The sequence below is a fragment of the Magnetospirillum sp. ME-1 genome, assembly GCF_002105535.1.
Lineage (GTDB): Bacteria > Pseudomonadota > Alphaproteobacteria > Rhodospirillales > Magnetospirillaceae > Phaeospirillum.
This window is the reverse complement of sequence record NZ_CP015848.1, coordinates 2,243,739-2,258,556: the sequence shown is the minus strand read 5'-3', so window position 1 is coordinate 2,258,556 and position 14,818 is coordinate 2,243,739. Positions and strand designations below refer to the sequence as shown.

16 protein-coding genes are annotated in these 14,818 nt (G+C 70.4%); 8 read left to right on the top strand and 8 right to left on the bottom strand.

Annotated elements, in window-relative coordinates:
* Window positions 1–291: 291 nt before the first annotated feature.
* The gene (locus WV31_RS10465) at window positions 292–4,377 is read left to right on the top strand and encodes a hypothetical protein (RefSeq protein ID WP_085373522.1); all 4,086 of its coding nucleotides are present in this window, start codon (window positions 292–294) and stop codon (window positions 4,375–4,377) included.
* 59 nt (window positions 4,378–4,436) lie between these two features.
* Here the strand turns inward: WV31_RS10465 and WV31_RS10460 are convergent, their stop codons facing one another.
* Window positions 4,437–4,619 carry a hypothetical protein gene (locus WV31_RS10460; protein WP_085373521.1) on the bottom strand — a complete coding sequence of 61 codons (183 nt, stop codon included), beginning with the start codon at window positions 4,617–4,619 and terminating at the stop codon, window positions 4,437–4,439.
* The gene (locus tag WV31_RS22670; RefSeq protein WP_257788793.1) at window positions 4,616–4,744 is read right to left on the bottom strand and encodes a hypothetical protein; all 129 of its coding nucleotides are present in this window, start codon (window positions 4,742–4,744) and stop codon (window positions 4,616–4,618) included. The genes WV31_RS10460 and WV31_RS22670 overlap by 4 nt, the downstream gene beginning before the upstream one ends.
* 198 nt (window positions 4,745–4,942) lie before the next feature.
* Here WV31_RS22670 and WV31_RS10455 point away from each other — a divergent pair, with 198 nt between their 5' ends.
* The 7 genes from WV31_RS10455 to WV31_RS10415 all read left to right on the top strand — a co-directional run bounded on the left by WV31_RS10455 (window position 4,943) and on the right by WV31_RS10415 (window position 12,294).
* Entirely contained in the window at window positions 4,943–5,269 is a 327-nt protein-coding gene (locus tag WV31_RS10455) for a hypothetical protein (RefSeq protein ID WP_085373520.1), read from the top strand.
* A gap of 37 nt (window positions 5,270–5,306) precedes the next feature.
* The gene (locus tag WV31_RS10450; protein WP_085373519.1) at window positions 5,307–5,630 is read left to right on the top strand and encodes a hypothetical protein; all 324 of its coding nucleotides are present in this window, start codon (window positions 5,307–5,309) and stop codon (window positions 5,628–5,630) included.
* A gap of 230 nt (window positions 5,631–5,860) precedes the next feature.
* Complete coding sequence (locus WV31_RS10445) at window positions 5,861–6,292, top strand: PDZ domain-containing protein (protein WP_085373518.1); 432 nt, start codon at window positions 5,861–5,863, stop codon at window positions 6,290–6,292.
* Window positions 6,293–6,377: 85 nt separating this feature from the next.
* The gene (locus WV31_RS10430; protein WP_145980812.1) at window positions 6,378–10,304 is read left to right on the top strand and encodes a hypothetical protein; all 3,927 of its coding nucleotides are present in this window, start codon (window positions 6,378–6,380) and stop codon (window positions 10,302–10,304) included.
* Window positions 10,305–10,358: 54 nt separating this feature from the next.
* Window positions 10,359–10,739, top strand: coding sequence for a hypothetical protein (locus WV31_RS10425; RefSeq protein ID WP_085373514.1), 381 nt, complete (start codon window positions 10,359–10,361; stop codon window positions 10,737–10,739).
* 11 nt (window positions 10,740–10,750) lie between these two features.
* Window positions 10,751–11,323, top strand: coding sequence for a hypothetical protein (locus tag WV31_RS10420; RefSeq protein WP_085373513.1), 573 nt, complete (start codon window positions 10,751–10,753; stop codon window positions 11,321–11,323).
* A gap of 293 nt (window positions 11,324–11,616) precedes the next feature.
* Window positions 11,617–12,294 (top strand): hypothetical protein, encoded by a 678-nt coding sequence (locus WV31_RS10415; RefSeq protein WP_085373512.1) that lies wholly within the window; start codon window positions 11,617–11,619, stop codon window positions 12,292–12,294.
* Window positions 12,295–12,375: 81 nt separating this feature from the next.
* Here WV31_RS10415 and WV31_RS10410 read toward each other — a convergent pair whose 3' ends face one another.
* From WV31_RS10410 to WV31_RS10390, 6 genes are all read right to left on the bottom strand, one after another.
* Window positions 12,376–12,876: a hypothetical protein gene (locus tag WV31_RS10410; RefSeq protein ID WP_145980811.1), complete on the bottom strand. Its 501-nt coding sequence runs from the start codon at window positions 12,874–12,876 to the stop codon at window positions 12,376–12,378.
* A gap of 190 nt (window positions 12,877–13,066) precedes the next feature.
* Complete coding sequence (locus WV31_RS10405; RefSeq protein WP_085373510.1) at window positions 13,067–13,615, bottom strand: hypothetical protein; 549 nt, start codon at window positions 13,613–13,615, stop codon at window positions 13,067–13,069.
* Entirely contained in the window at window positions 13,612–13,839 is a 228-nt protein-coding gene (locus tag WV31_RS10400) for a hypothetical protein (RefSeq protein WP_085373509.1), read from the bottom strand. The genes WV31_RS10405 and WV31_RS10400 overlap by 4 nt, the downstream gene beginning before the upstream one ends.
* Before the next feature lie 12 nt (window positions 13,840–13,851).
* A complete protein-coding gene (locus tag WV31_RS10395; RefSeq protein ID WP_085373508.1) occupies window positions 13,852–14,109 on the bottom strand; it encodes a hypothetical protein in 258 nt (85 codons plus the stop codon).
* Window positions 14,110–14,164: 55 nt separating this feature from the next.
* A complete protein-coding gene (locus tag WV31_RS22060) occupies window positions 14,165–14,338 on the bottom strand; it encodes a DUF6900 domain-containing protein (RefSeq protein WP_168185905.1) in 174 nt (57 codons plus the stop codon).
* Window positions 14,339–14,351: 13 nt separating this feature from the next.
* A complete protein-coding gene (locus tag WV31_RS10390; protein ID WP_206072599.1) occupies window positions 14,352–14,765 on the bottom strand; it encodes a hypothetical protein in 414 nt (137 codons plus the stop codon).
* Window positions 14,766–14,818 lie beyond the last annotated feature (53 nt).

Genomic DNA, 14,818 nt, shown 5'->3' with positions numbered 1-14,818 from the left:
CGCAGCCTCAGGGAGAGCCCGAGCGGGCAGATGGATGCGCCCGTTCCGCCGGAGCATCCCTCTCCATGGCATCCTTCCGGTGCGGCTCGGCATCCGCCCATCGTCCCTCGTTCCTTCTCCGGTGCCGGAGGGATCTGGGGTGCTTTCCATCCCCGCCCAGTCCACGGCGCATCTTCCTTCGGACGTGGGGCTGCGGCCGGCGGATCCGGATCCGCGTCCGGTCCCCATGTTCCTACCATCGCGGACGCCTGCGGACTCCTTCCGGTGGCGGGCCGCAAGGAGGATGCGAGGATGGCTTCCATCGAGATCATCGAGGCTCCCTGGGATGCGCGGGTGTGGATGGCCCGGACGGATGCTTCGGCCTGCCGGCTCCTGGCTTCCTCACCGATGGAGCCGGAACCGCTCGAAGCGCAGGCCTGGGCCATGGCGGCCGACCTGCTGGAGGATTCCGGTCCGGGCGAGCTGGTGATCCGCACCTTCCCCGACACGGCGAGGCGGCTGGCCGAGAGCTACGCCGAGGCGGACCCATCGCTCGGAAGGCCCGTGCGCTTCGAGGTCGAGCGGGGAACGGGCTGGGAGCCGTCCCCGGAGATCGACGCCATCGTGCGCGAGGCCGACGCCAGGCGCGAAGCGCTCGGTGAAATCCGCGATGGCGATCCCATGCTAGGGCGCATCGGCCGGGCTTCCTTCGCCATCCGCGCTTCCGGGCAGGGATGGAGGGATGCGGCTTCCGGTCTCATCGACGCGGCTTCCTCCACCGGGGGGCTGGCCATCGTCGATGCCGTTCCGTTCAAGGACGGGCGCAGCGAAAGCATGAAGCTGCTGGCCGGGACCGGCGGCGACGCGGCGGCTTCGCTGGTCGAGCGCCTCTCCTCCATCACGCGGGGAGGAACGCGCGGCGTGCGGTTCGTGCTGGAGACGGGCGATGCGCGGATGCCGCTGGTCGCGGTGACGGCCTCTCCCGACGGCAAGGCCTTCATCGAGGACCCTGTGCGGGAACCGCTGGCGCGCATGGCGCAGGGCTTCGCCGAGGCGACGCGCGGGGAGGATCCGCGCTTCCTTCTCGTCGAGGACGGAACGGAGCGCGAGCTGTCCTTCTCGGACGTCGCCGAGGCCCGCGAGGCCTGGGGTGAGAGGGTGGCGTCGGGCGCAGGCACGCTCGTCCAGGCGTTCTCGGAGCGCGCCTCGCTGTTCGGTCGGACGGTCGGCATCATCCCGCTCGACGCGGATGGGATCCGTCTCGGGGCCCGCATCGATTTCCATCCCGACGGGACGCGCGGCGTGTCCGCCGATCCTCTTCTCGGCGAGGCGTTCGGGACCGCTCCGGCGGCGTCGGTCGAGGATGCGCGGTCCTCCTCCCGTCTTCCGGCTCCCGCCGTCGAAGGCATCGCCTGCTGCGCGGAGGCGGAGATGGTCGGCATCGGCGCCGCGCGCTCCGCCCTGCCCTCCGTCGTGGTCGGAAGGGACCACCCCCTGCTTCCCGAACGGGCCGGGGCTCTCCGCGCAGGGACGGGCTCCGCCCCTCTCGCCGCGTCCCAGTCCATGCAGGCGGTCCTGCTCCATGAGCGGCTGAGGGCCATCCGTCCGGGAATGGACGGGTATTCCGATCTCCTGCGCCTGTCCGAGGCCTGCGTTCCGGGCGTGGCGCTCGCCTCTCCCACGGCGATGGAATCCCGGCTCCTCGCGGCCGCCGCGCGCGCAGCCGCCGAAGCCGAGCGGGGAGGGCGCCCGTACGCCGAGGGATTTGAGGACAAGGTGTCCCTGCTGAGGGCGGAAGGGCTTCTGCCGCCCCGTTCCTCCCGCCTCTCCGTCGGCTCGCGCGTCCGGGAATCGGCTCTCGCTTCGCCGGGCATCGGCGCCATGGATGCGGCCACCCATGCCTCCCTCGCGGAGGCCATGGAAAGGCCGGCCCTCGTGGTCCTTCCTTCCGCCTCGATCATGCCGCAGCGCCGGATCGTCTCCATCCCCAGGGCCGGAGGAGGATTCGGACCTCCCGGCGAGCAGATCCTGGTGTCGGCTCTGGCCGCCCATTTCCTGTCGAAGGAGCTTCCGTCCTCCATCCAGGCCGAATTGGCCGATGCCGGGCGGCGGGCCGCGTCCGAGGGCGCGATCGTCGTGGCGCCGACCCGGGGCGAGGCGGCGGTGCTCCGGGCGGCCATGTCGTCGGCGGCATCCGTCGCCGCTTCGGGGAGGCCGGCGGCCTTCGCTTCCGAACTGCGCGGAGAGCTTCGCCGTCTCGCGTCCAAGGGAGAGCTTCCCTGCGGCGTGGCCATCACGGGAGCCCGCGCCGAGGATTCCGGCCCCCGCGTTCCCCTGCGCGATGGATGGAAGGTCGGTGGGGAGGTTCCCGGCATGGCGACGGCCTCGGCGGCGAGGCTCGCCCGTGCGGCCGCCGGCGAGGTCCTTCTTGCGCACAGGTCCGGGCAGGCCCCGGCTTCGGCCAGGCTGCGCCTCTCGCTGGACGAGGAAGGGCGGCTCATGACCGCTTCCGGCTCCGTGGTGGGCCGGGTGTCCGAGCTGGGCGCGCTGGATGGCCCGGTCGGGAAGGCGCTCGACGAAGGCCGCACGCTCAGCCTCCGCGCTTCCGACGTCCTCGATGCGGCGGCTCCGGGATGGACGCTGGCCGCCGGACCGTCCAAGGACATCGAAGCCGTGCTGCCCAAGCCTTCCGCCCGCACCCTGCGCTTCTCCATCGAGGATCTGGCGTCCCGCGCCGACCATCGCCTGGAAGGCGGCGCCCGTTTCCTGTCGGCGTCCTCCCTGGTCCGCATCGCGGCCTTCCAGGAGCAGGCGGGCATCGTGGCCGAGGCGCACCTGAAGGCGTCGGGCCTGGCGATCGATCTCGGCGCCTTCGGAGAGGCCGCCGGCGTGCTTCCCCCACGGGCGGCCGAGGATCTGCGGATGGAGGCCGGAACCTGGGCGGTGCTTTCCGCCTCCCTCGCGCTGTCCGGGGAGGCTTCGCCCGCCGTGCGGGATCGCCTGTCCCGCGACGAGGAATCCGTCCGCCGCTCCTTCGCCGGCAGGTGGGGCGTTTCCCCCGGGGAAATCCTGGCTCCCGTCCTGCTCCCGTCGATGGCGGACGGGGATTTCCAGACGAGGCTCCGCGATGGAGCGCGCCTGTCTTCCCTGGACGCTCTGGTCGCGGCGGAGCGCCTGCTTCGCTCGGACGAGCCGATCGGCCCGGCGGCCTGCGCGATGCTGGGCAAGGGGGATGCGGGCGAAGCCGGCTTGCTGGCGGACGCGGCACGCACCCGGATCATGGCCCTTCTTCCCGAAGGGGCGGATGCTCCGTCCCGGCTCGCCGTCGAAGCCAGCGCCCGTCGCATGGCGGCGTTGGCCGCCCTGTCCTCGGCCGACCCGGGAAGGTTCGTCGAGCCGGCGTTCCATGCGGAAGCCATCGAGCGGGCTTCCCTGTCCATCGCATGCGGAATCGAGGCCCCGCGCCATCGGGAGGATCGCGAGGCTTCCCTGACGGCCGCCGCCGCGCGGGCCCTGCTGGCGGACCGCCAGGCGTCCGGGCGCATCGGGCGCGACGAGCTGTCGTCGGCCTTGTCCTCGGTGCTGGCCGAATCCGCCTCTTCCGGTCAGAGGCCGGCGGTGATCGCGGCTTCCGCATCGGGCCTCGGATCCATCGAACGGGGGCGGCTCTCGAACGCGGCCATTGCGGATGCGGACAGGCTGCGCGCCGCCCTGGCCGCTTCGGATGTTCCGGACGCCCAGGCCCGCGCCGTCGATCGCCACATTTCCGAGCGCGAGGTCCTCAAGGGGTTCGCCCTGCCCGGAGATCGGGAGGAGAGGCTGCTGCGCGGGTGGGCCTTGGATCTCCATGCGAGGACGAAGGCGCCTTCTCCCTTCCCCGAGACGCTGGATGCCCTGATCGAGGCGTCCCGAACCCGTCCGCTCGATGCGGCGGACGTCGAGGCGCTGGCCGGGACGGCGGAGATGGCGGGGCGCGCGGAGGGCAAGCCGGCCCGCACGATGGTGTTCGAGGCGGCCAGACGCTCGGCGGATCGCATCGAGGCCGATGCCGTGATCTCCGGCGCTCAGGTGAAGAAGGGCGCGCTCCATGCCGCGCTCGGCGATGCCGCGCGGGAAGCCGGCGAAGAGGAATGGAAGGCGCTCCGTGCCGCCGGTTCCTCTCCTCCGGAAGGCATCCGCGACGCCGTGGGCCGCCGTTCGCTCCTGTCGGCCCTCGTCAAGGCGACGGAGGCGCTGCGGCCGGATGGCACCCGGGCGATTTCGGCGGATGCCGAGCTGGCGGTGCGCCGCAGCCTGTCCGAATCGGTGAAGGCGCGGACCGGCGTCGGGATCGAAGCCCTGGGCAGGACGATGGCCGAGGAGGGCAGGGTGGCGAAGGATGCCGGCATGGGCCGGTGATGCGGGGAATGGAAAAGGGCGCCTTCCGATCGAAGGCGCCCTTCGGCCTTGCGGAGGGATCAGCGGCAGCCGGAGTAGTTGTTGGTGCAGTCCCCATCCGGGTTCGTGCGGGTGTGGGGCTGCACGTAGGTGCCGTTGTCCCGGTAGTATCCGCGGACGGCGACGTCGGCGGATGCGGGTGACGGGGCGAGGGTCGCGGCGACGGAGGCGATTGCGATCGCCAGTACGAGAAGGTTCTTCATGGGCGTTGGCTCCTGTCGAGGTTGCTTGAGCCTGGGTAAGGGCCGTGGGGATCGTAGATGGTCGGTGGATCGAGCGGTTCCACAGCAACGAAGAAGCCGACAAGAACGATCATCAGGACGCGCATGGCCTTCCTCCGCGGACTCGTGCGGGATCTGGAGCGATGGGGCGGTTCCGGCAAGGGCCATTCCGCAAAGGGATGGTTGCGTCAGGTGCGGCAAGGCGATGCTTGTCCGTGCGCATTGCCGGGCACGTTCCTTCTCGTCCGGGAATCCGGCTTCAGGACACATCTTCCGGAAATCTGGGGTTCAGCGGGGGAAGCGGCATGGCGAGCATCATCCTGACGGGTTCGGCGGCGCGCCGCTTCTGGGCGGTGGCCCGCTCGAACTCCAACTGCATCGAGGGCGATGTCGTCGATGTGATGAGGGGCTGCCTCGCGGATCCCGAGCTGAAGGCGGCGGGCAACGCCTGGAAGTCCGGCAGCGACATCTGGCCGGTCTCGGTGGGTTCGCGCATCGAGGCGGTGCTTCTGGTGAGGAGCCCGGAGGAGGCGGACATCGCCGTGCGAGCGGCCCGTTTCCATCTTTCCAGGACATTCCCGGCAATCGTATCGGCGGAACCCTTCTGCTCCGGCCGCTCATTCGCCTTCTGATGCCCCCATCTTCGCGGGGAACCGCAGGGAGGGAGCGATGCCGCAACGCATCCGTGTCATGGAGATCGGCGAGTCCTTCGTGATCGAAGGGCCGTCATGGGGCGGCGCCACGCACAAGGCGCACCGGGCCAAGGCGATCTTCGCGGATCTGATCCGGTTCGCCCTAGGCGGAGGGGATCGGGCCGAGGTGCAGGTTGATCCTTCGGCGGTGGATATCGTGGAGGGAGGACTCCGCCTGGCCGCCCTCGATGGCGGGCTCGTCGCCGCTGGAACGGACAAGGCGGTGTTCCTGTGTCCGGACGCCGATGCCGTGGCGCGGCTTTCGGGCGTCTTCCTGTCCTGCGTCCAGATCGGAGGCTGATCATGTCCCTTCCTCCCAGGATGCCCGGCCGTCCCTCCCCTTCCATGCAGCAGGCTTCCGCTTCTCCTGCCATGCCTTCCCGAGCCATGCCGGTGATGCCGCGGCCCGCCTTGGCTCCCGCGATCGCTCCAGCGATGCCGCGCATGCCCGGAATTCCGGTCCGTCCGCAGGCGCCGCTTCCTCCGTCGCCATCGGCGTCCCATCCGGCTTCTCCTCCTCCCTCGCGCCCCGTGAGCATCGCCGCCGAGCGGGAGCAGGCGGTCGATCGTCCGTTGCAGGAGATCGAAGGGGACATCTGCATCGCCGTGTCCCGGCTCGCACGCCGCACGGGGGTCGTCATCGGGGCCATCCATCCGCGGTCGGTCGCCTTCGAGTGCGGCCTTCGGCTGTACGATCGGATCGTGGAGGTGGATGGGATCCAGCTTGGAAGCGACATGAAGGCGAACTGCTTCATGGTGTTCCCGGGGAACTGGTGGGTCGAGACGGCCGGCTTGTTCGGCGGGGGAAGCAAGGGACCGGGCCGGCGCCTGCCCGTCGGGACGCCGATGTCCTTCCTCGTGGAGCGCGATGGCGCTTTCCTGAGCTTCGTGGTTCCGGTCATGCCGGTCGGCGAGGTCGGCCATGGGAACTGGCTGGACTTCCCGGACTGCATGAGGGGCTGAGCCTTTCCCGCTGCGGCCTGTCCGTCCCGATCCGAAATCGGCTTCATGCCCCACATTCTTCCTCGGAACCCGATGGGAGATGGCCATGGCCGAAGCGCACGACAGCGGAATGCCGCAGGGAATCGATGATCCGGCGATCCTGGACGTCGAGGATTCTCCTTGGCTGGGCGACGAGGATGAGGAAGGGCCGGGCTTCCGTCGCGCCGAATTCGATCTGGTCGCAGCCGATGGAAGCACCGCCCATGTCGAGCTTCGCAGCGGAAGCGGCATGTCCGTATCTCCCGCCCGGGAGGCCGCCGGACTGCCGTCCATCGGCTTCGGCGGCGCGAACCGCGATCTGCGCGAGGCTGCCGCCGATTTCGCCGACTCCCTCGGCAGGGATGGGTGGGATGCGGCTTCGGCCGGTCGCGCGGCCCGTGCCTTCGTCGTGCGTGCTGGCGATGCCCTGAGCGCCGGCGCGCCGGATGCGGAGGCCGAGGCCGTGCTGCTGGCCGCCGGTTCCATCGCGGGCCTGCGGGCCGGGGACGAGCGTTCCGCCGCCGAGGCCGCGGCCCTCATCCGTTCGGCTTCCGCCGCCTCGTCATCGCCGGCGGCCGTTTCCCTTTCCTCGTCGATGTCCTCCTGGCTCGATGGGTGGACGTCGGCCCGCGTTTCCTTCGAGGAGGGTCCGCATTCCCGGAGCCTGTCCAGCGCGCGGGATGCGCTCGCGGCTTCGGCCGAGCAGGCCCTGCAGGGGTTGAGGTCCGGCGATCCGTCGCGGCTCGCGAAGCTGCGGGAGACGGCGGGACGGGTGGCTGATGCGGTCGCCGAGGCCGGCCGCTCCTCATGGCTGGCCGAAGAGGTCTCCGTCCTCGGGCGCGCCGCCCGGCTGGCGGCGGACATGCGGTTCTCCGGCAGGGATTCCATCGCCGAGGCCATGCGTGGCCTGGGCGGCCTCGCGAGGACCGATGAAGCCGGTCGGGGAGCGGATGCGGCGCGCGGCCTCCTGTCCGTCGCCTCGCTCGCCTTCGACGCCTATCCCCGCGAGCCGGAAGCCATCGTCGCCGAGAGGATCCGCGTGGGCGAGGCCAGCATCGATGCGCTGAGGCGCGCCGATGAGGCGGCCTGGGGCGGCGATTCGTCCCGCAACGACACGGGACAGGATGGCGGCATGTGGGAGGCCCGCTCCGGCGCCGAATGGTCCGTACGGTTCGATGCGAGGCGGCATGGCAAGGCCCCGTTCGTCTCCATGGACGCGTCCTCGCAGGAGCGCGCCCGCCAGGCCGCCGGAGTCCTTCCATCGCTCGTCGCTTCCGAAGCGTCCCGAGCGGGTCTGGCCCGGCTGGCGGCGGACATGCTGCGCGCCGAGGAAGAGGCTGCGGGATACGCGGTTCCGGCATCCTCCGCCATCGACATCGAGGAGCTGATGGCGCGCCGTCCGGGCCTTCCGTTCGCCGATGCGCTGGAAGAGGCCGACAGGCTCCGTTCGGCAGCCGATCATGCGGCCCGCATGGCCGCCCCTCCTTCCCGCCCCGTCGGCCGGGAGGTGCGCCTCGGAGGCGGGGTCGAGACGAGGATGGCCGAGGAATCGGTCCTCGTCCTCATCGGAGCCGCCGAGGTCGTGGCGCGGGAGATGGCGGCGGGATGCCGCACCCGCGGCGAGCTCGTCTCGGCGCTGGAGGCGGCCGCATCGTCCGGGTCGGTTCCGCTCTCCGATGCGCTGAAGGTCCATGCGGCGATCTCTGCCCAGCAGGCGGCGGATCGCGCAGGCGTGCTTCCCGAGCGTCCCGAGCCGTCGCGCATCGCCATCCTCGCGCCGGACGACGCCTCTCCTTCCCTGATCCGGTCCCTGGTCGAGAGGAACGTGCCGGCCCGGTCCGATGGCGGCGCCATCGAGGCGGCGGCGTGCAGCCGATCCGTCCTTTCCGCCTTGGAGAAGATGGAGGCCGAATGGGCCGCCCTTCGGGCCGCCGGAGAGAAGCTTCCCCGTCTGCTTCCCGTCAAGGCGAAGAGCATCCGGGAAGCGGGGACCGGGGTGCAGATGGCGCTGGGCGTCTGGAAAGGCGCCGGGAACGAATACGACAAGGCGATCGCGCTGGCGATGTCCCGCGACATGGCCGTGGTCGCGATCGATCACCGGAACGGGAGGCCTGTCCTTGAGTCCGATGTCCGCCGGACGCTGCGCGGCCTCGAAGGGAAGGCGTCCCGCGACGCAGAGGAGGCGAGGAAGGCCCGGTTCTCCGAGCTGGAGTCCGCCGGGCTCTCGACGACGAAGGAAGGGGTCCATGTCTTCGGCGACGCCTCCGTCCTTTCCGGCCGGCTTCTCTCCTGCATCGGGAGGATGGACGCCTCCGAGGTCGAGGCGGCGAGGGCCATGGCCCGGGAAGGCGGGTTCGACGGCATCGCCTGGTTCGCGTCTCCCATGGACCCGTCAGCCCTGCCGCCGGCCGGGCTCGATCCTCTGGTGGTCGGAATGGAGTCCATGGGCTCCATCGGCCGCTTCCCGTCGGAATGGACGGCCCGCGCCGCCATCGATGGCGCCAGGGCGTGGGATTCCCCCGCCGGTTCGGTGGAGGCCCTTCCGGCCTGCCTGCTTCCCGACGCTCCGGGCGTGGCCGAGCACGCCGCCTTCCTGCCCGGGCGTCCCGCCCGCGAGACGGCGCTTCCCGGTTCCGATGGGATTTCCGCTTCGGTGCGCATTCCGGCGACGCCGGATCGCGTCGCATGGCATTCCGGTGGCCAGGCGCGGGTGCATGACGTGGCGGTCGAGGTTCCCGCCGGGACGCGCGAGGCCGGGCTTGCCGCCATCGTGCATTCCACGGGCGCGCGGCTACCGGCGGATCAGGCCCAGCGTGCCGGCCTGGCGCCCTCGTCGTTCTTCCTGGTGCGCGGGCTCGATGCCTCGGCCACCGGGATGGCCGTCGTGAAGAGGATGGATGGCCGCTTCTGCGTGGTGCGGGCGGCGGGAGGGCTTGTCGATTTCGGCCGTCCGGAAGCGTCTCCCCGCGCCGCCGTCGGCATCGCATCGGACCCGTCCGGTCGTCCCGTGCGCATCGCGAGGGTTCCGGCCGGCGCGGATGCCGTCGCGGCCATCGAGGAGGCGGGAAGGCTGTGCCGGGGCGCGATCGACCGCGAGGCGGTCAGGCCCGGATTGGCCGATGCCCTCGCCGGGCGCACGCTCGTCGCGCGGCGTCTTCCGCCGGATCTTGCTCTGGCCGACGGCCTGCCCCGCTCGCTGTCCTCCGGCGAGGTCGGGCGCGGCTCCCTCAGGGCGTATTGCGATTTCGCTTCGGGCTTCGGTCCTGCCGAGGGCGTTTCCCTGGTCGGCGCGAAGGAATCCGAGCTGCGGTCCGCCGCCATGGAGCGGGGATGGAGGATGCTCACCCCCGAGCAGCACCGGCTGCTCCCGATCTGGGAGAAGGCCGGCGAGGTCGCGCGCGCGGCGGCCGAGAGGGCGGGGGGCTTCAACGGACGATTCCCCTACGCGCTGGCCACGGAGGCGATCAAGGCGCGGGGCCTCGAAGGAAGCAGGGCGGAGGCGCTGCGTTCGTCCATCGTGAATCACCCGCTGTCCCGGGTTGCCGGGCGGGAGATGTCCCTTTCGGTGATGGCCGTCCTCGAAGGGGATGAGCGCAAGGCCATCCAGTCCGCCTTCCCCCTGGCCCGGATGGCGGTGCCGCAGGCCGGACGCATGGATCCCGGGCTGTCGATGCCCGCCGATCTGGCGGACTGCTCCTCGCGCATCGCCGATCTCGCCGGGTCGTTCGGCCGGTCGTCCGGAAGGGAGATGGCTTCCATCCTCGAAGCGCGGGGCACGGACGTGGGGAAGGAGACGGCGCGCTGGGCGAGGGCATCCGCAGGGACCGGTCCCGATGCGAAGGAGAAGGTGGCCGCCCGGGTGCTCGTCGAGGAATCGATCGGACGGGGCGACGTGGATGATGCCTTCAGGCTGGCCCGGGCGGCGGTGCTCCGCAGGGTCGGTTCCGGACGGGCGATCGAGGCGGCGCGGGAGTCCTCCTCCCTCGGGAGGTAGGATCGCCGGATCGGCGTCCATCCGATCCCATCTTCGGTGCGAGGAGGGGTGGAGATGGACGTCCTGTTCGCGATCGGCCGCTTGGCTTCCAAGACGCATTCGACGCTGCGTGGCCGTTCGGCTGCGCGGAAGTCCGACGTCTCCGTCGTGCTGCAGGCCGCCATGGATGAGCCGGACATGCTTCCCATGGCGGAAGCCTGGAAGGATGGGGCGCGGGTCGTCCCCGTAGTCCTCGTCGCCCCGGGCGGCGACAAGCTCGCCGGCGTCCTGGTCTTCTCCGGCCCCTTCGTGTCGAAGGACGAGCCGGTCGGCGGCAACATCTTCGCCGCCGCCCGCGCCGTCGCCGGCATGGCATTGCGCGGCGGACGGAACGACATCGTCATCGAATGCGTGGCGCAGCCGCGGGAGATGGTCCTCCTGCGGCGGCGCGGGTGAGGGAGGGCGCCATGGATCTCGCTTCGAGGCTCCGCAGCCGCTGCGAGCAGGACTTGAAGGTCAGGTCGCGTCCGGGCCGTTCGGTCCGGGACTATGTCCGCGCCAACCTCGATCAGATCCTCGAAGCCCACAAGACCCTGCCCTGGGAGGCCATCTGCGAGGAGATCACGGCGGATGGCGTCGTTTGGTCCGGCACCGGCCAGCCCTTGAAGGCGAAGGATCTCCGCACGCTGGTGTGCCGGCTCCGCCGGGCCGAGGGGATGGAGCCGCTGCAGCGGCCGAAGACTGCTTCCGAGCCTGCGGCGAAGCCCGTTCCCAGGCCCGCCGCGAGGCCTGCCATCGCAGCCGCCCCGGCGATCGAGGCATCCGCCGTCTCCCAGGAAGAAGAGAGGGACGACTGGCCGCTGATGCCCCGCGAGCTGATGGATCCCACTCCGGTACCGGCTCCGGCCGTCGGCACCCGTCCGGATGTCCGCCTCGGCAGCGAGAAGCGGGCGAAGCTCCTTGCCGAGATGAGCCGTTCGACCAAGGAACGCGCTCCCAAGGACGGGCTTCGCGGCCCGGCCTCGTTCGGCTCTCTCTAAAGCAACGTTCATGGCGGCATTTGGCAGCGTCCCAAGCGGCGCTGCGGGGCGTTCATGGCAACGTCTCAAGCGGCGCTCAAGCAACGTCCGCTATTGGCAGGGCTTCACGCCATCCGAGGCCGGCCTGCGCCTTCCCTCATGGTGTCTACATGGGTCCGGAGAGGGCGTTCCGCACCGGCTTATAGTCGGTTTACATATAAACCGCTCTACAGCCCCTCTCTGGCGCTCCGCCGACCGATTGGCCCTCTCCGGCCCCACGTCCTTCCCGTCGAAACACGGACAGGGAGGGTGGCATGCGCGCGTATGTGCTGGCGTCGATCGTTTCCGCGGGGCTTCTGGCTGGCTGCGCGGGTTCCGGACCCGGGGAAGGGACCTATCCCTCGGTTTCCATGGATTCCATGAGCGGCTCGCTCGTTCCGGTCCTGCCGTCGGAGAACGCCGCGACGGCGGAACAGGCTGCGCGTGCGGCCGTCGTCGAGGCTCCCGCCGTTCCCGCCGCCCTTCCGTCGCGCCGCACGGCGAAGGCGCAGGCCGTTCCCGCGTCTCCTTCCGCGGAAGAGCCTTCCCCGTCTCCGGTCGTTTCCGCCGAGGAGAAGCCCGCCGTTGCCGCTGAGCCGTCGGCCGAAGCGGCGAAGGCCCCGGTCGAGGAAGGCCCGCCGCCGGTTTTCATCGGCAAGGATGGAGAGCCGTCCCTCTGGGATCTCTTCGATGTCATCAACCCCCTTCAGCACATTCCTCTGCTGGGAAGCGTCTATCGCGAGCTGTCGGGAGATCGGATCGGCGTGGTGGCCAAGATGGGCGGCGATACCCTTTATTGGGGGATTCCCGGCCTGATCTTCTCCGCGGTCGATATCGCCTTCGGCCAGATCGCGGGCAAGGAACCGGGCCGGATGGTGTTCGATGCCCTGTTCGGGGACGATGCGGCTCCGGCCCCATCCGACTCTCCGCAGCAGGAGGCCAAGCTGCCCTGATCCCCATCCTCCGGGTGGACGGCGAGAAGGCGATCCGCACCAGCGGATCGCCTTCTTCCATTTCCGGTCCTTCTTCCGTGTTCAGGCCGCGCAGGCGCTCCTCTGCTCCTTGGTGAGCAGGCTTGCGGGCAGTTCCGGGTTTTTGGGGTCGATCCGCACGGCCTTCCGGTCCAGCATCATGTGGGCGATGCTCCGGCCCGTCTCGATGTCGTACATGTGCGCGTGGTCCATCCTCTGTTCCCGCCAGGCGGGAAGGACGAGGATGCGGCGGCCCTTCAGGGATTCGAGGATGCGGAAGGCTTCATCGCCGAACCGATCGCCTTCCGGCTTGATCACGCCGGCGAGCCGGATGTGGGCGCCGTTGGTGAAGATCGGGGTGATGCCGTCCATGGCGATGCCCATCCGGTAGATCCCGGGCGGAGCCTCGGGCTCCATGCGGGCCATGGTCTTCAGCCATTGCTCGTGCTTCTCCCGCTCGATCCGCCTGTTGCGGCGCCGGCGGAGGATATTCATGTGGCGCAGGCCCGCCAGGGCGAGGATGACGGCGGCGCCGATGAGGATGTTCTCGAGGATCGGGGACACGTTCCATCTCCAGTTCTTCTGTTGCATGCCGAGCCCTGCTCGACACGCCCAGAGAGCAGTGGCTTGTCATGCATCCCGTGACGCTCGTTCCTTCCTTCTCCTTCAGGCCGCTGCGCGCCCGCGCCCACGGCGCGCGCTGCGGCTGACCGCCACTGCCCGGCTTCGTTCCCGAACCGGGCTTCCCTTTCCCCTACGCGGCATCCCGCCTGCCATCGGACGGCAGCAGGAAGGGCGATCCTTCGGCCTTGGCGCCCGACAACCCGTTTCCGCACGGATCCGTCATGGCCAGCCGCTTGAGGATGGTCCAGCAGATCGCCGCGGCGGGGTTGATTGAGCAGCGCTCTTCGGCCTCCTTCCCGGTGCGGAGCCTCGCCACGGCCCGGCCATCCGGTCCGATGGAGATGTCGAGGCTGGACCCGTCCGGCCGCAGGGTGGATGCCTTGCCGAGATCCCCCCAGTAGTCGGGGCTGCCGATGACGCCGCGCGCGGTCCGGACACGGATGCGATCCTCGTGGCGGAGCAGCCGGGCGAGGGCGGGGGCTCGGGGGTCCGTATCCATGGCGCTGGCTTCCGCCACGGCGGCGCACCAGACGCAATCCTGCGCCAGGTGGCTGATCCTGTCGTTGATCTCCCAGACGGCGTTCCAGTCCTTCGGAGCGTTCCCGCTGGCGAGGAAGGCGAGCAGGGCGGGTGCGGTCATGCGGCCGCGTCGCAGGATGTCCTCGAGGTCCGGGGTCATGGCCGGCCTCCCTGTGCGGTTGGAGCCCCGGCGGCGGCTTCGAGGAGCCTGGCCGCCGTCGGCAGTTCGCGGTGGATGCGATCGACGCCTTCGAGCAGTTCGCCCAGGGCGGCGTCGACGTCCTCGACGGGGACGGGCATTCCCTGCTGCCGGGCGATGGCGAGGCGCCAGAGGCGCTCCGCCGGGCCCAGCGCGAGGAAGAGCGGGGGCGTTCCCTTGGCCATGCCGTCCTCCTGCTACACGAGGTGCGTCCAGCGGGCGATGGCCAGGATGTTGATGGCCAGGAAGGCCCCGTTGAGCAGCCAGATGGAGGCGTCGCGGGCGCGGAGGCCGGCGAAGGTCCAGGAGGCCGAGGATGCGAGGTGGAAGAGGAATCCCCAGTCCGAGCAGGGGATGTGGGCGGCGAGCATCACGGCGCCGGCGATGCCGGTGGCGGTGCCGATCCATTTCGCCCGATCGATGGCGGCGGTCGCCGCCGGATTCGCGGTGTCCATGTCGTTCTCCGGGTCGGTCGCGCGGGTTCCCTCGGAGCCCCGCGCGGCGCCCCGGCTACTTCTTTTCCGCTGAGGCGGCTCCGGCTTCGTAGGCGGCCCGCAGGGCGGCCTTGAGGGTCCAGGCGGCCACCTCGTGGAAATCCAGCCGGTCGCTCCTTCGCGTCTCCAGCGTGGAGATGCCGAAGTGCTCCTTGGCGATGGCGGTGATCTTCTCGTCGATGCTGTCCATGGCGCGCTCCCGTCTACCACCACGAAGTGTAGACCACGATGTCGCCGCTGGCGATCACGGCGCGCGCCCGGGCGATGAAGACGAGGTCGTCGGCCTTCTGCTCGGGATGGGAGGCTCCGAAGAAGAAGCCGTGGGTCTCGGGCAGCTCCTCGCCCTTCACGGCGGCTTCTAGGGCGTCCAGATCCTCCTCGGATACGAGGACGGTGGCGCAGTTGAATTCGTCGGTTCCGCCCTTGGAGCGGTAGAGCTGCTCCATCCAGCCGTGGAGGTTCGGGTGCTTCCGCCAGTAATGGAACTGCTTCGCCCTGGTGCCTTCCGGCAGATCGAAGTCGGTGGCCTTTTCGCCGGGAATGGAGGGATCCATGCGGTAGGCATACATGTCGAGGCCCATGGCGTTCTCCTTGGGGCGTGCGGAATCGATCGGCATCCGCTGGGCGGTCCGTCGTTCCGTTGGTGGCTGGGATTCCCTCGGTGCGAGGG